12 protein-coding genes and 1 pseudogene are annotated in these 19,362 nt (G+C 66.7%); 8 read left to right on the plus strand and 5 right to left on the minus strand.

The window, feature by feature from the left end:
• Positions 1 to 44: 44 nt before the first annotated feature.
• The 5 genes and pseudogenes from SNE34_RS04310 to SNE34_RS04330 all read right to left on the minus strand — a co-directional run bounded on the left by SNE34_RS04310 (position 45) and on the right by SNE34_RS04330 (position 9,094).
• Complete coding sequence (locus SNE34_RS04310) at positions 45 to 1,043, minus strand: serine hydrolase domain-containing protein (protein ID WP_332615691.1); 999 nt, start codon at positions 1,041 to 1,043, stop codon at positions 45 to 47.
• Positions 1,026 to 1,793 (minus strand): annotated as a pseudogene (locus SNE34_RS04315) (M15 family metallopeptidase); the annotation flags it as partial. The gene SNE34_RS04310 and the pseudogene SNE34_RS04315, both read right to left, overlap by 18 nt.
• Positions 1,732 to 4,347 carry a membrane dipeptidase gene (locus tag SNE34_RS04320; RefSeq protein ID WP_332615051.1) on the minus strand — a complete coding sequence of 872 codons (2,616 nt, stop codon included), beginning with the start codon at positions 4,345 to 4,347 and terminating at the stop codon, positions 1,732 to 1,734. The gene SNE34_RS04320 and the pseudogene SNE34_RS04315, both read right to left, overlap by 62 nt.
• A gap of 162 nt (positions 4,348 to 4,509) precedes the next feature.
• Complete coding sequence (locus SNE34_RS04325) at positions 4,510 to 7,602, minus strand: TonB-dependent receptor (protein ID WP_332615052.1); 3,093 nt, start codon at positions 7,600 to 7,602, stop codon at positions 4,510 to 4,512.
• A 55-nt stretch (positions 7,603 to 7,657) separates the two neighbouring features.
• The gene (locus tag SNE34_RS04330; protein WP_332615054.1) at positions 7,658 to 9,094 is read right to left on the minus strand and encodes a transglutaminase-like domain-containing protein; all 1,437 of its coding nucleotides are present in this window, start codon (positions 9,092 to 9,094) and stop codon (positions 7,658 to 7,660) included.
• A 243-nt stretch (positions 9,095 to 9,337) separates the two neighbouring features.
• On the opposite strand from SNE34_RS04330, the gene SNE34_RS04335 reads away from it, so the two are divergent.
• The 8 genes from SNE34_RS04335 (at position 9,338) to SNE34_RS04370 (ending at position 19,351) form a co-directional block, all read left to right on the plus strand.
• Positions 9,338 to 10,810 (plus strand): C40 family peptidase, encoded by a 1,473-nt coding sequence (locus SNE34_RS04335; protein ID WP_332615693.1) that lies wholly within the window; start codon positions 9,338 to 9,340, stop codon positions 10,808 to 10,810.
• Positions 10,807 to 11,919, plus strand: a complete 1,113-nt coding sequence (locus SNE34_RS04340; protein ID WP_332615056.1) for a dipeptide epimerase — start codon at positions 10,807 to 10,809, stop codon at positions 11,917 to 11,919. The genes SNE34_RS04335 and SNE34_RS04340 overlap by 4 nt, the downstream gene beginning before the upstream one ends.
• A 2-nt stretch (positions 11,920 to 11,921) precedes the next feature.
• The gene (locus SNE34_RS04345) at positions 11,922 to 12,773 is read left to right on the plus strand and encodes a MurR/RpiR family transcriptional regulator (RefSeq protein WP_332615057.1); all 852 of its coding nucleotides are present in this window, start codon (positions 11,922 to 11,924) and stop codon (positions 12,771 to 12,773) included.
• A gap of 177 nt (positions 12,774 to 12,950) precedes the next feature.
• On the plus strand, positions 12,951 to 14,585 hold the full coding sequence (locus SNE34_RS04350) for a TldD/PmbA family protein (protein ID WP_332615059.1): 1,635 nt from the start codon (positions 12,951 to 12,953) through the stop codon (positions 14,583 to 14,585).
• 17 nt (positions 14,586 to 14,602) lie between these two features.
• Entirely contained in the window at positions 14,603 to 16,237 is a 1,635-nt protein-coding gene (locus SNE34_RS04355; RefSeq protein WP_332615060.1) for a TldD/PmbA family protein, read from the plus strand.
• Positions 16,238 to 16,270: 33 nt separating this feature from the next.
• Positions 16,271 to 17,605 (plus strand): TldD/PmbA family protein, encoded by a 1,335-nt coding sequence (locus SNE34_RS04360; RefSeq protein WP_332615061.1) that lies wholly within the window; start codon positions 16,271 to 16,273, stop codon positions 17,603 to 17,605.
• A gap of 17 nt (positions 17,606 to 17,622) precedes the next feature.
• Positions 17,623 to 18,336, plus strand: a complete 714-nt coding sequence (locus SNE34_RS04365; RefSeq protein ID WP_332615062.1) for a DUF4159 domain-containing protein — start codon at positions 17,623 to 17,625, stop codon at positions 18,334 to 18,336.
• Positions 18,337 to 18,352: 16 nt separating this feature from the next.
• Positions 18,353 to 19,351 carry an AAA family ATPase gene (locus SNE34_RS04370; protein ID WP_332615064.1) on the plus strand — a complete coding sequence of 333 codons (999 nt, stop codon included), beginning with the start codon at positions 18,353 to 18,355 and terminating at the stop codon, positions 19,349 to 19,351.
• Positions 19,352 to 19,362 lie beyond the last annotated feature (11 nt).

Consider the following 19,362-nt stretch of genomic DNA (forward strand, 5'->3'; position numbering starts at 1 on the left):
TTTTTGGTTTCTGGGTCGCGGAAATCGCGCCCCGACCAGCCGCCTCAGTCGGCCAACCACGGCTCCGCGATCTCCAGCGCGGTGCGGTACGGCTCGGGATCGTTGCGGTTGCTCAGCAGGATCACGGTCAGCCGCCGCTGCGGCCAGCGCACGATGACGTTGCGGAATCCCATGGTCTCGCCGGAATGCCACACGCTGTCGCCGGTGATGCGCCAGCCGTAGCCGTATTCGACCGCGGGGGCGTCGGTCGGCGTCACCGCGGTGAACGCAAGGCGGCGCGACTCGTCGCCGAGCAGGCGATCGTCGTACAGCGCGGCATCCCACTTGGCGAGATCGTCGATCGACGAGTAGATGCCACCGTCGCCGAGCACCGCGCTGGTCTGGCTCTGGTCGGTGCGGGTCCATTGCCCGTCCACCCAACTGTAGCCGTAGGCCCGGTGGGCAATCCCGGGACCGTCCTGCACGTAGGCCAGGGTGTCGTGCATGCCCAGCGGCAGGAAGATCCGGTCGCGCAGGAATGACTGGAAGTCTTGCTCCGACGCGCGCTCGACGATCAGCGCCAGCAGCGCGTAGCCGCTGTTGCTGTACCGGTAACCGCTGCCGGGCGCGAAGTGGGTCCGATCCTGGCCTTCGAGCAGGCGCAGCACGTCGGCGTCGCGCAACTGCGCGGTCATGGTCGGCGGAATCACCTCTTCATAATCGACCAGCCCCGAGGTGTGGCTGAGCAAGTGATGCAGGGTGATGCCCTCGGTCGCGGGCGGCAGCGAGGGCAGCCACTGGCGCAGCGGGTCGTCGAGGTCGAGCGCGCCGTTCTCGGCCAGCAGCAGGATCGCCGCCGCGGTGAATTGCTTGGTGATGGACGCGAGCCGGTAGTTGGTCGCCGGGCCGGCTTCGACGCCCCGCTCCAGCTCCGACAGCCCATAGCCGCGTCGAACGACCGGTTCGCCGTCCTTCAGCACCAGCAGCGATGCACCGGGCACGTCGCCGGCATAGCGCGCCATCAACTGGTCGATGGTGGGTTGCAACACGGGCACGTCGTACATCAGGGTCGGGTCCGGTTCGGGTTGCAGGGTGTAGTGCCACCATTCCATCGGGTAGTTGGCGAAGCCATGGCGGCCCATCGCCTCGCGCAGACGCTCGCGGTTGGCGCGCTGGTCCGGCGTGACCAGCGGCGAATCGGTGTTGGCACGCGTACCGAAGAAATCGAAGCCGGTGCCCATGTCGAGCGGCTTGCACACTTCGGCTTCGCATTGAAGCAGGGTCAGGTCCACCGTCGCGCCACGGCTGTGGCCGGACACCGGCGCGATGTAACCACCCAGAAGGTCGCGCTTGTTCATGTCGGGGTAGTAGGCGGTCTTGTTGCGCTGGTCGCCGGGGTCGCTGACCCAGCGGACGAAGTGCGCGACGGCCCGGGCGGGGCGGTAGCAATCGAAGATCTTCAGCCGCAGGTCTTGCTGGCGCAGGTCCTGTTCGACCTTCTGCAATGCCTCGGCGACCGGTTCGAGCAGGTAGCAACGCGGGGCTTCGTAACCGTCGATCGGTGTGCCGACGAAGTTGTCGCTGCCGGCGTAGCGGATGTCCTGGACGATATCAGGGACGAGGCTGCGGATGTCGACCAGCCCGGCCTGGGCCGGGGTCTGCGCCGGTGACAACTGCGGCTCCGATGTGGTCGAAGCGCAGGCGCCAAGGATCGTCGCGAGGACGACCGAACCCGCCAGCCACGACACCGTCCTAGTTGCAGTCGCCGCTGCGTTCAAAGGCCAGGTCCTCGTAGTCGGAACTGAAGTCGGCATTCGGATCGACCTTGGCCATCGCGAGTGCTGGCGAGGCGGGGTCGGCGAAGTCGAGCCAGGCTTCATCGAGGCCCGGACCATCCCAGTCGACCAGCAACCGCTCCCCCACCGCCATCACCTGGCCGCGCAATCGCGGCGATTTGCTGGAGGTGAAGCGCACGCCGCCGTCGGCCTTGCAGACGGTGACCTCGCCGAACCACGGATCGGTGTAATGACCCAGCCGATCGGCAAGCATCGTCGCCGCGGCCGGCGTGCGCGCGGAGGTGTCGGGCACCGGCGCGTCATCGGCGGAGGCCGGCTGGTTGGCCAGGCGCGAAGCGTAGCCGGCAACCGTGGGATTCTCGTGCGGGGCGGTGAAGTGCTTGAGCAGCACCTCGTTGACCACCGTGCGCGCCTCGTCGGCGTCGCCGTTGATCAGCACCACGAAGCCGGAGTCGGTGTCCGGCAGCAGGGTCATGACCGAATACATGCCCGACAACGTGCCGGTGTGCGAGACGGTCCACGCGCCGTCGACATCCGCCAGGCGGAAGCCGAGCGCGTAGGCGTAGTAGTGGGTGTCGTTCCAGTCGCGGCGGCGCTGCGAGATGTGCATCGGCGTGTAGGCAGTCCACATCGCCTCGCGTTGTTCCGGCGACAGCCATTGCAGTTGCTGTTCGGTCGGGTCCAGCCAGTTGCGCGCCCAGTCCAGCATGTTGCCGAGGCTGCAGCGGATGCCGCCGGCCGCAGCCGAGGTGATCGCGGGAATGGTGTCGCCTTCGATCGATGCCGGGATGTTGCGGCCGTCCTCGCGCCGATGCGGGCGGGCGATATTGCCGACCGCGTCGCGGTCGATCTCGCCGACCCGACAACGCTCCAGCCCGAGCGGCTGGAACACCTCGCGTCGGACCATCTCCTCGTACGGCGCGCCGCCGACCGCCGCCGCGACTTCGCCGGCGACCACGTACAGCAGGTTGTCGTAGGCATAACCGGCGCGGAAGCCGTAGGCGGGTTTGATATGGGCCAGCCCATCGATGATGTCGTCGCGGTCGAAGTGGTTCGGCTCCGGCCACAGCATCAGGTCGCCGCCGCCTTCCGGCAGGCCGCTGTTGTGGACCAGCAGGTCGCGCACCGTCATGTGCTGCGTCACCCACGGGTCGTGCATGCGGAACTGCGGCAGGTGCCTCACCACCGGGTCGTCCCAGCGCAGTTTGCCGGCGTCGACCAGCCGCGCCAGCATGCTGGCGGTCATCGCCTTGGTGTTGGAGGCGATCTTGAACAGGGTGTCGGGGGTGACCGGCTGGCCGGAACCTTCCACCAGTTCGCCGGCGGTGCGCGTGTAGACGACCTCGCCGTCCTCGATTACACCGACCGCGATGCCGGGTAACCGGTAGCGGGCGATGAGATCGTCGATGGCGGCATCGTAGAAGGCGGTGTCGGCATCCGCGCTGGCGGTGTCGGCGGCCGTGGCGCGCTGTTCGACCGCAGCCCACATCCGCAGCAGGTTGCCGCTCCAGATCTTCGCGATGTCGGCCTCGCTGAAGCCGCGTTCGCGCAGGCCGGCGCTGACGTTGGCGGTCTGCGAGGCGTCCATCCAGCCGGTGATGCCGCCACCGCCGTCGAAGTCGGAGGCGATGCCGACGTGGTCGATCCCGGCGACTTCGACCGCGTGCTCGATGTGGTCGAGGTAGTCGTCGAGCGTGGCGATCGGATGCTCGCGCTCGATCCGCGCCAGCCCGGCCTGGTAGGCGGGCAACGCCTCGTGCACTTCGCTGTCGAACTCCGCCGCCCCGGCCTGCTTCGCAACCGCCTCCTGCAAAGCTTCCTCGGCGGCCTCGCGCGCCGGATCGGCCTTGAGGAAGTAGGTGTAGGCGACGATCTGCACCACCCCGCCGTTGCCGGCGATCGCGCGCAACAAGTCGTCATCGAGGTTGCGCGGATGGTCGACCAGCGCCTGCGCCGACGAATGCGAGGCGATCACCGGCGCGGTCGAAACCTGCAGCACGTCGCGCACGCAGGCGTCCGAGGCGTGCGAGACATCGACCATGATCCCCAGCGCGTTGGCCCGCGCGACCACTTGGCGGCCGAACTCGCTGAGGCCGGTGTCGCCTGCCGGCTCGTCGCCGAACTCCGGCCTGGTGCCCGAACTGGTGCAGATGTCGTTGTGGCCGGTGTGGGTCAGGCCGAGGTAGCGCGCGCCGCGCCGATACGCGGCATCCAGGTTGGCAAGGTCACGGCCGAGCGAATAGCCGTTCTCGATCCCGATCATCGCCGACAACACGCCGGCCGCGTGGTTGTCGCGCACCTGCTGCGGCGTGGTCGCGAGCCGGATGCGGTCCGGATAGCGCTGCAGCATCATCTCGATCGCCGAGTACTTGCGTTCGGCCACCGCCATCGCATTGGCATAGCCCTCCGGCGTGCGCGGCCCCTGCTCGACGTAGATCACGAAGAACGCCGCGTCCAGCCCGCCCCGCTCCATCTTGCCGAGGTCGACCTTCAACTCGGTGTCGGTGCCGACATCGAAGCGCGGCTCGCGCATGTAGTCGTCGGGAATGTCGACGTGGGTGTCGATGGTCAATGGCGGATCACCCGCCCGGACGACACCACTTGCCAGCGTAAGCGCCAGCACACACAGCGGAAGCAATCTCATCGTCCAGCTGACCTCCATCGCGGCAGCGGCCAGTGTACGCCGCAAAAAAAAAGGCGGCCCGCAGTTGCAGGCCGCCAAGGGGGTATCGCGTCAGAAGTCCAGCGAGAACGTCAGTTGCGCATAGCGCGGTGATTGGAACCGTACCGGGCGCAGGAAGTTGGCGTTGAGTCCGCCATCCACCGACTCCTGCAGGTCCTGGTTGACGTCGATCTCGCGTTGCTGGTTGAACAGGTTGTAGACCGAGAGCTTGATCGCCATCTCGCCGAACGCCAGCGGGCGCTCGTAGGCCAGGCTCGCGTTGACCACGTAGGTCGACGGCATCGTGCCGTAAGAACCGCGCGGGGAGTGTTCGAACACGCGCTGGTCGGTGCTCCAGGTGTCGCCCAGTTGCGGGTTGGCAACGGTCTCCTCGGGTGAGCAGGCCTCCACGCAGATGAAGTAGCTGTGGTAGGTGTCCCAGTTGAACGGGTTGCCGACGCCGAAGCCGGTGATCGGGCCGCCCGTCTGCGCGTTCACGCTCGCGCCGACGCGCCAGTGCTCGGCCAGTGCATACGCACCGCGCAGCTTGAGCTGGTGGCGGCGGTCATTGGCGAGGTAGCCGTAACCGCGCAGGTTGACCCAGGGATCATCGAAATTCTCGGTGCGGCCGGCATCGGCGAACTCGGTGTCCGAGTTGACCGGGCCCTCGGCGTTGCCCTCGCTCTTGGACCAGACGTAGGAGGCATTGAACGCCCATTTGTCGTCCCAGGCGCGGTCGATCTGCAACTCGATGGACTTGTAAGTGCGCTCCGGCTTGACCCAGCCGGTCTGCCCGGTCGGGGTGGAACTGCTGTAGGCCCAGCCCGGATCATCCGGATTGGCATCTTCGGTATTCACGTCCGCCACGTAGATGTAATTGTCGTGCTCGGTCCAGGCGCCGGCCTGCGAGGTGTCGACGGTGACATAACCATCGTTCTCGCCATCGCAGTCGGTATCACCCCAGAAGGTCACCTCCTCGCCGGGGTTGGCCATGACCCAGCCGGGCCCGTTGCGGCCGCAATGGGTGGCACTGATCTCCATGTCGTCGATCGCGTTGTTGAGTTCGCGATAGGTGCCCTGGATCCCGTAGGACCAGCTCTCGCTCAAAGCCTGCTCGAAGCCGAGGATGAACTCGTCCTGGAAGACCGGGTCCATGTCGGCATCCACTTCCGAGCGCAGGTCGCCGACGGTGCCGTCACCCTGCGAGTTGTCGAAGCCCAGCTGTTCGCCGAGGACCGGCATCAAGTAGGTGAAGCCGTTGCGGGTCTGCTGGATGTAGCCCTCGAACGCGTGGTAGGCGCGCGCGTCGAGGAACCCGCCGGCCTGCTTGATGTTGATCACGTTGGCCACCGGCAGGAAATAACGGCCGGCATTGCCGAACAGCTTGGTTCGACCGTCACCGCGCATGTCCCAGGAGAACCCCAGCCGCGGCGCCCACATGTCGTCCATCTTGATGTAGCTGTTGCCGTCGCTGTCCTTGTTGTCGAAGGCTTCCTGGCGGATGCCAAGGTTCAGCAGCACGTTGCGGGTGACCTGCCAGTTGTCCTCCAGGTAGAACGCCGAGTTGATGGTCTCGAACTGGCCGTCGACCCCATACTGGCGGGCGCGCACGTAGACGTTCTCGCCCGGCGGCAGGACCGCGCCGTTGGAATCCGGGATCGCCGCGCCGGGCGTGTCCAGGTACTCGATGCTGTAGAAGGTCTGGTCCGGGCCGGGATAGTGGCGGTCGTAGTTGGAGATGTTCTCCTCGTGGTCGGCACCGAAGCGCAGCAGGTGGTCGCCGACCTGCCATTCGAAGTCGGCGCGCATCGCGGTGCGCTCGTCCAGCCGCGCCTCGACCCGCGTACTGGTGGTGCAACCCAGCGGGATGCCGGGGTCGGGGAATTCGTCGGTCACCTCCTGCACTACCGGGCTGCACTCGAGATCGCTCGGCGAATACTGCGAGTTGTTGCGCTCGGTCTCGCCGTACATCAGCTTCATCGACAGCGCGTCGGTGAGGTAGCCCGTATAGGTGGTGTTCCAGTTCTTGCCACCGGACTCGAAGAAAACCGGCTCCGACGGATCGGTCACCGCACCGGTCTCGAAATCGTAGGCCGAGGTGATCGCCGCCGAAGTGTTCTGGTCGGAGAAACCCATGAACTCGAGGAGGTGGTTGTTGCTGATCTGCCAGTCGACCTTGCCGCCCCAGAACCCGTCGTCGGAGGTGCTCCGAGTCAACGTGGTGCCGGCGTTGTTGGTGTTCTGCGGCTGGTAGTCGCGCGCCTCGAACATGGCGAAGAAGAACAGCTTGTCCTTCACGATCGGGCCGGAGGCATAGAAGTTCAGCTTGGTGCGCGAATAGTTGTCCTCGCTGGCGGTGATGTAGCGGGTGCCGTCCTCGGCATATCGGTTCTCGGACTCGGCCTGCCAGCGACGCGGTTCCAGGGTGAGCTCGGTCCCGAAGTTGAACTCGTTGGTGCCCGAGCGGGTCACCGCGTTGACCACACCGCCGGTACTGCGGCCGAACTCGACCGAATAGCCACCGGTCTTGACCTGGAACTCCTTGTAGAACGCGAAGGGCGCCGACGAGAAACCGACCCGGTTGTAGAAATCGGTGACGTTGAGGCCGTTGATGTAGAAGCTGTTCTCGGCGACCGAGGAACCGCCGAAGGAGATGCCGCCGAACGAGGCATCACCCTTCTGCACGCCCGGCGCCAACTGAGCGACCGAGGCGATGTCCTGGTCGACCGGCAATCGCTCGATCTCCTCGCGGGTGACGTTGGTCGACGACTCGGTCGAGGTCACGTCGACTGCGTTGACCACCCGCGAACCGGTCACCTCGACGGTGCCAAGCGTGGACACCGCCCCGCCCGAGGCGGCGTTGACCACGGTCGCGCTGCCGAGGGCGACGCGCACCTGCACCGGCTCGCCCACGGGCCGCCCGTCCACGCTCGTCTGCAACTGGTAGGTGCCCACCGGCAGGAACGGGAAGCGATAGCTGCCGTCGCTGTTGGCGGTAACGGTGCGGCTGAAGCCGGTCTGCGGGTTGGTCACCGTGACCTGCGCGCCGGCCTGGGACTGACCGACCACCGAGCCATCCTGGGCCAGCGCCATCGGCGCCAGCGATGCCAGGCCGAGGCCCATGGCGATGGAAAGCGCGGTTCTCTTGAATGCCTTGCTGTTCATGTCCCCTCCGGCGGTGCGATGGTTGACGACGGCCGGTATGAAGCCGTCGAAGGTTTCAGTTGACGATCTCGGCCTCGAAGCCGTAGTCCCATTGGTCGAAATACAGGTTGCCCCCGCGCCACTCGACCTCGCCGCGTTGCGAGTCGACGGTCTCGGAACGGAAGTGCTGCTTGGCCGGCTGGAACGGCGTGCCCCAACCGTCGTTGAAGGCAATGCGATAGGCATCGAGCCCGCCGAGATAGAACCATTCCAGTTCGCCGGCGTCCTCGAAACGCCCGGTGGTCACATCCATCGGCACCCAGCCGTACGGCGCCAGGTACAGCCAGCCCCAGTCGTGCAGGTTCCAGTAGTCGTGGTCGGGTGCCTTGCCGCCTTCGAACACCATTCCCGATTGCCAGCGCGCGGGAATGCCGTTGAGCCGCAGCAGGGTGATCAACAGCAGGGTCTGTTGGCCGCAGTCGGCGTGGCCGGCGTGCAGGGCGTAGTCGCTGATGTTGCTGATGGTCGAGTACTCGCGCGCGCCGGCCCACGGGATCTGGTCGACCGCGGCGAACAGCTTTTGAGCGATGCGGTACGGGTTGGTTTCGTCGCCGACCACCTTGCGCGAGAACGCGCGCAGCTCCGGGGTGAACACGACGTGCGGCGGACGTTCACCCAAATGGGCAGCAAGCTCGGCGGTCGCCGGCGCCGGGGTGACCCTGGTCGGGTCGATATCGAAATAGCGGGCGTGGATATCCAGCTCGTAGGTGATCGAGAACTCGACCGGCTTGCCCGCACGAGCCGGCTTTTCCAGGTAGACGGTGCGCTGCAACGCCGACTCGGGCGCGATTTCGGCATCGGCGGGCATGCTGTCGAGCAGGCGGATGTCTTCCTGCTGGCCGGGGATCGCGCGCGGGTATGGGATCCAGGCCCGCACGGTCTCGCCGGGTGGCACGGCGTCGGCATCGACGGTCAACGTCTGGGTCACCCGCACCCGGCGTGGCGCCACGCTGCTGTCGGCGGCGGCGAGCGCCTGCTCGCGGACGCTGGCCTGGTGGACATTCAGCGATTCCATCGGCCCCTCGCTGAAAGGCGTCTGCTGCGCGCGCCGGGCGGCGGCCTCCGGACTCAGGCGAAACAGGTTGGAAACCGCGCGGTCGAAATACCAGGTGCGTCCGTCGATGATCCGGTGCTCCAGCAGGTTGGCCTGCTTCCAGCGCGCGAACTCTTCCTCGCGCAGGTCGGGGATGCGCTCGCGCAGGCTCTGGCGGACCTCGGCCTCGTCGCGATGGAAGTCGATCAGGATGCGGCGCATGCGTTCGCGTTCGAATTCCAGCGCTTCGCGGGTGGCGTCCAGAAGCGCGGTGCTCTCGAGGGCATCGGCAATCGCCGTTTCGGCATCGGCAAAACGGCCGGCATCGACCAGCTCGACTACCTTCGGCAGCGGTGCGGTCGCCTGCGCGGCGCGCAGGCCGGGAACGGACGCCAGCGCCAGCAGCAATGCCCACGCCATCGGGCGGAGCGCCCGCGCGAACCTCGCGATTCGCGACGCGCCATCACGCCTCGACGTGGTTGCTATCGTGTGTCCCACTGTGTCCATCCGCGAGTCATACCCCACCCGGATCACCACCGAAGCTGGCTGTGTAGCACGGCCTGTTCGCATGGTCAATAATTTATTCTTTTATCTTGTGATATAAGAATCATGTATTCCGCAGCGCACAATGACCATCCAGGACACACGATCACGGGTATGAAGATGCGATTGCCGTTCCTCACCTCGCTGGCGCTGGGGTTGGCGATGGGGCTGGTCGCCGCGCCGACGCTGGCGCGCAACCCCGCCCCGGCCTACGACGTTCCGCCCAGCGGCGTCGTCGGCATCCGCGAGGCGTACCTGGAACCGGGCTTCTGGGTCGACCGGATGACCCAGCCGGACCGCCTGCTGATGGATCGCGCCACGATTGCCGCGCAGAACGCGAAACTGCAGCAACTCGACCCGTCGATGCATGACCTGCGCGCCATCCCGGCGACACTGGACGGCGCCACGGTGCGCGGCTGGATCAAGGATCTGTCGGAGCGGCCGACAAGCCCGCGGTTCGACATCGGGGGCGCGCCGGTGCCCGCCGCGACGCTGGATGCGATGGTCGAGAACCTCGCGCTCGACGCGATCCCCGCCTCGCAACCGATCCGCCACGGCCTGGTGGTGCATCGCGCGGACCTGCGGACCTTCCCGACCGCGCAACGCATGTTCAGCCGCGCCGGCGAAACCGACATCGACCGCTTGCAGGAAAGCGCGCTGTTTCCCGGCACTCCGCTGGTGGTCGCCCACGAGAGCGGCGACGGCGACTGGCTGTTCGTGGTCAGTCCGCGCTACGCGGCGTGGATAGAGAAGAAGCACGTCGCCCTCGGCAGTGCCGGGCAGGTGTTCGGCTACGTCGACCAGGCGCCCTACCGCATCATCACCGGTGGCACCGTCGATACAGTGTTCACCCGCGAGGAGCCGCGCGTCTCGCAACTGCAGCTCGACATGGGCATCCGCCTGCCACTGGCCGAGGTGCCGGTCGACCGGCCGGTCAATGGCCAGCATCCCTACACCGCGCACATCCTCGAGCTGCCGGTGCGCAACGACGACGGCCGCCTGGGTTTCTCGCCGGCGTTGTTGCCGAAGCGCCTCGACAGCGCCTCCGACTACCTGCCGCTGACCCCGGCCAACCTCGTCCGACAGGGCTTCAAGTTCCTCGGCGAGCGCTACGGCTGGGGCCACGCCTACGACGCGCGCGACTGCAGCGGCTTCGTGTCGGAGATCTATCGCAGCATGGGCGTGCAATTGCCGCGCAACACCAGCGCGCAGGCGGTCAGCCCGGCCCTGCACCACGTCACCTTCGACAAGGACGACGACCGCGCCGCGCGGATGGCCGCGGTCGCGCAACTGCAGGTCGGCGACCTGGTCTACATCCCCGGCCACGTGATGATGGTGATCGGCCGCGTCGACGGCGCGCCGTATGTCATCCACGACACCAATGGCGGCAGCTACCTCGGCGCCGACGGCGAGCTGCGGGGCATGGCGCTGAACGGCGTGTCGGTCACCCCGCTGCTGCCGATGATGTTCAACGAACGCGAAAGCTACGTCGACCGCATGACCAGCATCGTCCGGCCGCACGGTGCTCTTGAGATGCAACCGGACGATGTCAGGACGACAGGGGAAGCGCACGCCATGAAGGTCCAGCCATGAAGATCACGCAGATCAAGTTCGGCATGTTGCGGGTGCCGCTGAAGACCCCGTTCAAGACCGCGCTGCGCACGGTCGAGCGGGTCGAGGACATCGTGGTGATGGTCCACACCGACACCGGCCACGTCGGCTACGGCGAGGCGCCGGCGACCGCGGTGATCACCGGCGACACCCACGGTTCGATCATCGATGCGATCCACCACTACATCTCGCCGCGCCTGATCGACGAGGACATCGCCAACCTCAACCGCATCACCCGGCTGGTCCAGACCTCGATGGAGAAGAACTCCAGCGCCAAGGCGGCGGTCGAGATCGCGATCTACGACCTCTGGGCCCAGCTCTACGACGCGCCGCTGTACAAGATGCTCGGCGGCGGCGACCCGGTCGTCACCACCGACATCACCATCAGCGTCGACACCATCGACAAGATGGTCGCCGACTCGATCAGCGCGGTCGAGCGCGGGTTCGACTCGCTCAAGATCAAGGTCGGCAAGGACATCGGGGTCGACATCGAACGCACCAAGGCGATCTACGCCGCGGTCGAGAACCGCGCCCTGCTCCGCCTCGACGCCAACCAGGGCTGGACCGCCAAGCAGGCGGTGTTCGCGATCACCGCGCTGGAGGATGCCGGGGTGCGGCTGGAGCTGGTCGAGCAGCCGGTCAAGGCACGCGACCTGGAAGGCATGCGCTACGTCACCGAGCGCGTGCACACGCCGATCATGGCCGACGAGAGCGTGTTCGGGCCGATGGAGGTGATCAAGCTGATCAACATGCGCGCCGCCGACATCATCAACATCAAGCTGATGAAGACCGGCGGCCTGTCCAACGCCATCCGCATCGCCGACATCGCCGGCATGCACCAAGTCGACTGCATGATCGGATGCATGCTCGAATCCAGCATCAGCGTCGCCGCCGCGGTGCACCTGGCCGTGGCCAAGGCCGACGTGATCACCAAGGTCGACCTCGACGGGCCGTCGCTGTGCCAAGGCAACCCGGTGGAGGGCGGGGTGATCTTCAACGAGTCGGAGATCTCGATCACCGACGCCCCGGGACTCGGCATCCGCAGCATCCAGGGACTGGAACCGATCCTGATGGGCAGCGCGGCGGCCTGACCATGTCGGCGCTGCTGAAGATCCGCGCCGGTCGCGACCAGATGTCGGCGATCGAGCGCCGCATCGCCGACTTCATCCTCGACAACGCCCAGTTGCTGCGCGACTACTCCTCGCAGCAGCTGGCCAACGCGCTCGGCATCAGCCAGTCGAGCGTCGTCAAGTTCTGCCAGAAGCTCGGTTTCAAGGGCTATCCGGACCTCAAGTACTCGGTCGGCGAAGCGATCGCGCGCGCAGACAACGGCGACGACGCGACCCGGCCGGATGCCGACGGCGAGCAGCCCAACGGCGACCCGGCGCTGGAGCTGTGGCGCTGCAAGTCCGAGGCGCAGGAAGTGACCCGTTCGATCAATCCGCCGGAGGCGGTCGAGGCCGTGGCAACGGCGATCGCCGACGCCGGCAACCGCGGCAAGGTGTTCATCATCGGCCTCGGCGAGGACGACATCCACGCACGCGCGTTCGCCCTGCGGCTGTCGCTGCTGGGTATCCTCACCGTGCACAACTTCGATACCGCGCACATGACCGCCAGCGTTTCGGCGGCGCACGGCGGCGACGTGCTGCTGGTGTTCTCCGAACACGGCAAGCAGCCGGCGCTGTGCCAGATCGGCCGATTGTTCCGCGAACGCGGCGGCACCGTGGTGACCGTGACCCGGCACAGCGCCAACCCGCTGCGCGCGCATGCGGATCTGTCGCTGCTGGTGTCGGCCCATGACGACCGCGCCCACATCGAACCGCTGCTCTACCACTCGGCCCTGCAGCACCTGCTGGACCGGGTGTTCGTGCTGTTGTGCGAAGGCGGCCGCGACGAGCAGTTGCAGGCCAACATGGAGCGGATCCGGCCGATGCTGGAGGGCTGAGGTCACGCCCGGCTGCCACCGCCCGGATCGGCAAACTCCCATGTGCCGAACGTCACTTGACGTCGACATGCATGGCCAGCACAGTCGATCCCACTTGCTTTTTCTCCTCTTACCCGGGCCTTCGGCGCCGCTTCGGCGCCTGCCGTATGCCGCGGGCCGCACCGGTGGAGCATCACGATGGATAGACGGCAGTTCCTGACACTCAGCAGCCTCGGCCTCGCCGGCGCGATGATCCCGGCCTGGGGCAACGCGATCGCCGCCGAGGCGCTGCTGGATCCGGCGCTCGACGTGGCGATGAAGAAGTCGCTCGCCGATACCGCGCTGCAGGCCGCCACCGATTCCGGCGCGTCGTACTGCGACGCCCGCATCGGCCGCTACCTGCGCCAGTTCGTGATCACCCGCGAGGACAAGGTCCAGAACGTGGTCAACACCGAGTCCAACGGCATCGGTATCCGGGTGATCGCCGACGGCTCATGGGGCTTCGCGGCGACCAACGACCTCAGCGTCGCCGGCATCGCCGACGCCGCCCGCCAGGCCACCGCCATCGCCAAGGCGAATGCGAAGGCCGGCACCGCGAAGGTGCAACTGGCCAAGACCCCAAGCCTCGGCGAAGTGAGCTGGAAGACGCCGATCCGCAAGAACGCGATGGCCGTGCCGCTCAAGGAAAAGGCCGACCTGCTGCTGGGCGTCAATGCCGACGCGATGGCGGCCGGCGCCAGCTTCGTCAACTCGATGCTGTTCCTGGTCAACGAACAGAAGTACTTCGCCTCCACCGACGGCTCCTACATCGACCAGGACGTGCATCGCATCTGGACCCCATTCACGGTCACCGCGATCGACAAGGCCAGTGGCAAGTTCCGCACCCGCGACGGGCTGTCGGCCGCGATGGGCATGGGCTACGAGTACCTCGACGGCGACGCTGCCGGCCAATTCGTCCTGCCCAATGGCGTGGTCGCCTATGGCCAGTCCTACGACATGAACGCCGACGCCATTGCCGCCGCCAAGCAGGCGCAGGAAAAGCTCAAGGCGCCGTCGGTCAAGCCCGGCAAGTACGACCTGGTGCTCGACCCGTCGCACACCTGGCTGACCATCCACGAGTCCGTCGGCCACCCGACCGAGCTCGACCGCGTGCTCGGCTACGAGGCCAACTACGCCGGCACCAGCTTCGTCACCCTCGACAAGGTCCGCGACCGCTTCCAGTACGGCAGCGAGCACGTCAACATCATCGCCGACAAGACCCAGCCGGGCAGCCTCGGCGCGGTCGGCTACGACGACGAGGGTGTCAAGACGAAGCAGTGGGACCTGATCAGGGACGGCAAGCTGGTCAACCTGCAGGCCACCCGCGACCAGGTCCACCTGCTCGGCGAGGACGCCTCGCACGGTTGCTGCTACGCCGACTCGTGGTCGAGCGTGCAGTTCCAGCGCATGCCCAACGTCTCGCTGGCGGCCGGCAAGACCCCACTCAGCGTCGCCGACATGATCAAGGACGTCGAGAACGGCATCTACATCATCGGCGACGGTTCGTTCTCGATCGACCAGCAGCGTTACAACGCGCAGTTCGGCGGCCAGTTGTTCTACGAAATCAAGGACGGCCAGATCACCGGCATGCTCGAGGACGTCGCTTACCAGATCCAGACGCCGGAATTCTGGAACTCCTGCGTCGGCGTCTGCGACGACAGCGACTACCGCATGGGCAGCTCGTTCTTCGACGGCAAGGGCCAGCCCTCGCAGGTGTCGACGGTCTCGCATGGCTCGTCCACGGCGCGCTTCAACGGCGTCAACGTGATCAACACCGCACGGAACCTCGGCTGAGCATGGGCGTTGGCGGAATGCATCGTCGCGACTTCCTGAAGGCCTCCGGCGCCGGGCTGGGACTGTTGCTGATGCCGGCGTTCGGCCGCGCGATCGCGGCCGAGGAGCTGGCCACGCGGATCGACGGGGCGCTCAAGAAGCGCCTTGCCGACACCGCGCTCAACACCGCCAAGGCCGGGGGTGCCAGCTATTGCGACGTGCGCATCGGCCGCTACCTGCGCCAGTTCATCAATACCCGCGAAGACAAGGTCGAGAACGTCGTCAACAGCGAGTCCACCGGCGTCGGCATCCGCGTCATCGCGGACGGTGCCTGGGGTTTCGCCGCGACCAACCGGCTCGATGTCGATGCGATCGCCGAGGCCACCCGGCAGGCGCTTGCTGTGGCCAAGGCCAACGCCGGAACGGTAGCCACGCCGGTCCAGCTCGCGCCCGTGCGTGGCGCCGGCGAGGTGGCGTGGTCGACGCCGATCGAGCGCAATGCGATGGAAGTGCCGATCAAGGACAAGGTCGAGCTGCTGATGACGGCCAACGCCGCCGCGATCGGCGCGGGCGCCAGCTTCGTCGCCTCGCGGATGTTCCAGGTCAACGAGCAGAAGTACTTCGCTTCCACCGACGGCTCCTACATCGACCAGGACATCCACCGCATCTGGACCCCGTTCACGGTCACCGCGATCGACCAGTCCAGTGGCAAGTTCCGCACGCGCGATGGCCTGTCCTCGCCGATGGGCATGGGCTACGAGTTCCTCGACCCGCGCCCGGAGCACCGCCTGGAGTTGCCGGGTGGCGTGGTGATGTATTCGGATTCCTACGACATCGTCGCCGATGCCACCGCCGCGGCGCGCGATGCGCAGGCCAAGCTCAAGGCGCCGTCGGTCAAGCCGGGCAAGTACGACCTGGTGCTCGACCCCAGCCACCTGTTCCTGACCATCCACGAGTCGGTCGGCCATCCGCTGGAGCTCGACCGCGTGCTCGGCTATGAAGCCAACTACGCCGGCACCAGCTTCGCCACCCTCGACAAGTGGCGCGCCGGCGACTTCCGCTACGGCAGCGAGAGGGTGACGATCGCCGCCGACCGCACCCAGCCGCATTCGCTCGGCCAGGTCGGCTTCGACGACGAAGGCGTGCCGGCGAAGCGCTGGAACCTGGTCGAGGACGGCGTGCTGGTCGATTACCAGACCACCCGCGACCAGGCCCACGTCCTCGGCGACGAGCGTTCGCACGGCTGCTCCTACGCCGACTCGTGGTCGAGCGTGCAGTTCCAGCGCATGCCCAATGTCTCGCTGGTCGCCGGCAAGGCCGAGTTGTCGCCGGCGCAGATGGTCGCGGATGTCGAGGACGGCATCTACATCTTCGGCCGCGGCTCGTACTCGATCGACCAGCAACGCTACAACGCGCAATTCGGCGGCCAGCTGTTCTACGAAATCAAAAACGGCCAGGTCACCCACATGATCGAGGACGTGGCCTACCAGATCCGCACCCCGGAGTTCTGGAACGCCTGTTCGGCGGTCTGCGACGAACGCGACTACCGCCTCGGCGGCACGTTCTTCGACGGCAAGGGCCAGCCTTCGCAGGTGTCGGCCGTTTCCCACGGATCCAGCACCACGCGCTTCGACGGCATCAACGTCATCAACACCGCACGCAGCCTCGGCTGACACGTCAGACACGCATAATCAGGAGTTCTGCAGATGGGTATGTTCACCGAACAGGAAGCCAAGGCCATCCTCGACAAGGTCATCGCCCTGTCGACGGCCGATGAATGCACCGCCACGCTGGATGGTTCGGTCAACGGCAACGTCCGTTTCGCCCTGAACAACATCTCCACCAGCGGCGTGGTCGACGACACCAATCTCGCCGTGCAGGTGGCGTTCGGCAAGCGCGTGGGCACCGCGACGATCAACGAGTTCGACGACGCCGCGCTCAAGCGCGTCGTGCAGCGCGCCGAGGAACTGGCCAAACTCGCGCCGGAGAACCCGGAGTTCGTGCCGGCGATCGGCAAGCAGGAGTACAAGCCGACCCCGACCTTCACCGCCGCGACCGCCGCGATCACCCCCGAGTACCGGGCCAATGTCGCCGCCGAGTCGATCGCGCCGTGCAAGGCCGACAACCTGGTCGCCGCCGGCTTCCTCAGTGACGGCCAGGGCTTCAGTGCGCGGGCCAACAACAAGGGCAACTTCGCCTACCAGAAGTCCTCGGCGATGGACTACACCTGCACCGTGCGCACCGACGACGGCACCGGTTCGGGCTGGGTCGCGCGCAACCTGGCCGACGTCGGCGAGTTCAACGTCGGCAGCGAGATCCAGACCGCGATCCGCAAGGCGCGTGGCTCGTCCGGTGCCAAGGCGCTGGAGCCGGGCAAGTACACGGTGATCCTGGAACCGGCCGCGGCCGCCGGGCTGATCTCGTTCATGATGAATTTCTTCGACGCGCGCCAGGCCGACGAGGGCCGCAGCTTCCTGTCGAAGAAGGGCGGTGGCAACAAGATCGGCGAACAGGTCTACGACCCGCGGGTCAACATCAGCGCCGACCCCTGGCATCCGGAAGCGGCGGTGCTGCCGTGGGATGGCGACGGCCTGCCGCGCGAGAAGATGGACATCGTCAAGGACGGCAAGATCGCCAACCTGCAGTACTCGCGCTACTGGGCGCAGAAGCAGGGCAAGCGCGCGATTGGCGAGCCCGGCAACCTGCTGGTGGCCGGCGGTACCAAGTCCACCGGCGACCTGGTGCGCGAGACCGAGCGCGGCATCCTGGTCACCCGCACCTGGTACATCCGCATGGTCGACCCGCAGACCGTGCTGCTCACCGGCCTGACCCGTGACGGCACGTTCTACATCGAGAACGGCGAGATCAAGTACCCGGTCAAGAACTTCCGCTTCAACGAGTCGCCGGTGATCATGCTCAACAACATCGATGAGCTGGGCCGGCCGATCCGGGTCGGCGACGACGAGTCGCAGTTCGTGATGATGATCCCGCCGATGAAGCTGCGCGACTTCACCTTCACCTCGTTGTCGGACGCGGTCTGAGCCATGGTGGCAGGTGGATGAGGTCAAGTCGCCGCGACGTCCTCCGCCTGCTCTCCGGCGCCGCCATCGGCGCCCTGCTCGCCCCGCTGCCGCGTGGTGCGCGCGCGGCCGGCAGCTACGACTTCTGGTTCACCCGGCTGCGCTACGAGTCGGGTGACTGGGACGTCGACCAGCGCATGCCGGCCAACCTGATCACTTCGCTGATCGACTACACCAGCCTTCGGGTCGACCCGAAGGAACACGTGCTCGACCTGTCCGATCCGAAGATGCTGATGGCGCCGTTCTGCTACCTCGCCGGGCACAAGCTGGTCGAATTCAACCCGGCCGAGCGGCGCAACTTCGAGCGCTACGTCCGCAACGGCGGCTTCGTCTTCGTCGACGACTGCAACCATGATATCGACGGCCTGTTCGCCAAGTCGTTCGAGCAGGAGATGGCGTCGATCTTCGGCGCCAAGGCGATGCAGAAGCTGCCGAACAGCCACGCGCTCTACCGCAGCTTCTTCGTGTTCGAGGACGGCCCGCCGGCCACCAGCTTCGAACTCAACGGCTGGGGCGACGACCTGATCCACGACTACCTCAAGGGCATCGAGATCGATGGCCGACTCGGCGTGCTCTACAGCAACAAGGACTACGGCTGCGAATGGGACTACGACTGGCGCAACAAGCGCTTTTTGGCCGAAGACAACACCAAGCTCGCCGTCAACATCGCGGTCTACGCAATGACCGCCTGACCCCACCGGACCCCGCATGAACGATCGCACCACCGAAGCCGATATCCAGTCCGAACTGGCCCAACTCGACACCCTGCGCGCGGCGATCGCGCAGGCGATCGTCGGCCAAAACGACGTGGTCGAACAATTGCTGATCGGCCTGCTTGCCGGTGGCCATTGCCTGCTCGAGGGCGTCCCCGGCCTCGGCAAGACCCTGCTGGTGCGCTCGCTCGGCCAGGCCCTGGACCTGCAGTTCCGCCGCGTGCAATTCACCCCCGACCTGATGCCGAGCGACATCATCGGCACCGAGATCCTCGAGGAGGACCACGGCACCGGCCATCGCAGCTTCAAGTTCCAGCGCGGCCCGGTGTTCACCAACCTGCTGCTCGCCGACGAGCTCAACCGCACCCCGCCCAAGACCCAGGCCGCGCTGCTGGAAGCGATGCAGGAGCGCACCGTCAGCTATGCCGGCGTCACCCACCCGCTGCCGGCGCCGTTCTTCGTGCTGGCGACGCAGAACCCGCTGGAACAGGCTGGCACCTACCCGCTGCCGGAAGCCCAGCTCGACCGCTTCCTGCTGCACGTGCGGGTCGAGTACCCGAGCGAGTCGGAAGAGCGCGACATCCTCGTCCAGACCACCGGCACCCACCACGCCGAAGTGCCGCGGGTGATGCACGGCGAGGCGGTGCTGGCATTGCAGGCGCGCGTGCGCGAAGTGCATTTGGGCGACGACCTGCTGGACTGGATCACCCGGCTGGTACGCGCCAGCCGGCCGCACGACGGCGCCCCCGCCGAGGTTAGGCAATGGGTGAAATGGGGTGCGGGCCCGCGCGCGGGGCAATCGCTGGTGCTGGCATCCAAGGCCCGCGCGTTGCTGCATGGGCGGCTGGCCGCGACCCGCGAGGACATCCTCGCGCTGGCCGCACCGGTGCTGCGCCACCGCCTGCTGCTGTCGTTCACCGCCGAGGCCGAACAGAAGAGCACCGACGACGTGGTCGAAGCGCTGCTGCGCAACGTCCCGTTCGCATCGCGCTGAGGCGGGCAACG

This window comes from Novilysobacter erysipheiresistens (assembly GCF_036663935.1).
Taxonomy (GTDB): Bacteria; Pseudomonadota; Gammaproteobacteria; order Xanthomonadales; family Xanthomonadaceae; genus Novilysobacter; species Novilysobacter erysipheiresistens.

Excerpts from the sequence above, each read along its gene's own strand:
- SNE34_RS04310 (WP_332615691.1), bottom strand. The coding sequence starts at position 1,043 with ATGTACGACGTGCCCGTGTTGCAACCCACCATCGACCAGTTGATGGCG.
- SNE34_RS04325 (WP_332615052.1), bottom strand. The coding sequence starts at position 7,602 with ATGAACAGCAAGGCATTCAAGAGAACCGCGCTTTCCATCGCCATGGGC.
- SNE34_RS04330 (WP_332615054.1), bottom strand. The coding sequence starts at position 9,094 with ATGGCGTGGGCATTGCTGCTGGCGCTGGCGTCCGTTCCCGGCCTGCGC.
- SNE34_RS04335 (WP_332615693.1), top strand. The coding sequence starts at position 9,338 with ATGCGATTGCCGTTCCTCACCTCGCTGGCGCTGGGGTTGGCGATGGGG.
- SNE34_RS04340 (WP_332615056.1), top strand. The coding sequence starts at position 10,807 with ATGAAGATCACGCAGATCAAGTTCGGCATGTTGCGGGTGCCGCTGAAG.
- SNE34_RS04345 (WP_332615057.1), top strand. The coding sequence starts at position 11,922 with ATGTCGGCGCTGCTGAAGATCCGCGCCGGTCGCGACCAGATGTCGGCG.
- SNE34_RS04350 (WP_332615059.1), top strand. The coding sequence starts at position 12,951 with ATGGATAGACGGCAGTTCCTGACACTCAGCAGCCTCGGCCTCGCCGGC.
- SNE34_RS04355 (WP_332615060.1), top strand. The coding sequence starts at position 14,603 with ATGCATCGTCGCGACTTCCTGAAGGCCTCCGGCGCCGGGCTGGGACTG.
- SNE34_RS04360 (WP_332615061.1), top strand. The coding sequence starts at position 16,271 with ATGGGTATGTTCACCGAACAGGAAGCCAAGGCCATCCTCGACAAGGTC.
- SNE34_RS04365 (WP_332615062.1), top strand. The coding sequence starts at position 17,623 with ATGAGGTCAAGTCGCCGCGACGTCCTCCGCCTGCTCTCCGGCGCCGCC.
- SNE34_RS04370 (WP_332615064.1), top strand. The coding sequence starts at position 18,353 with ATGAACGATCGCACCACCGAAGCCGATATCCAGTCCGAACTGGCCCAA.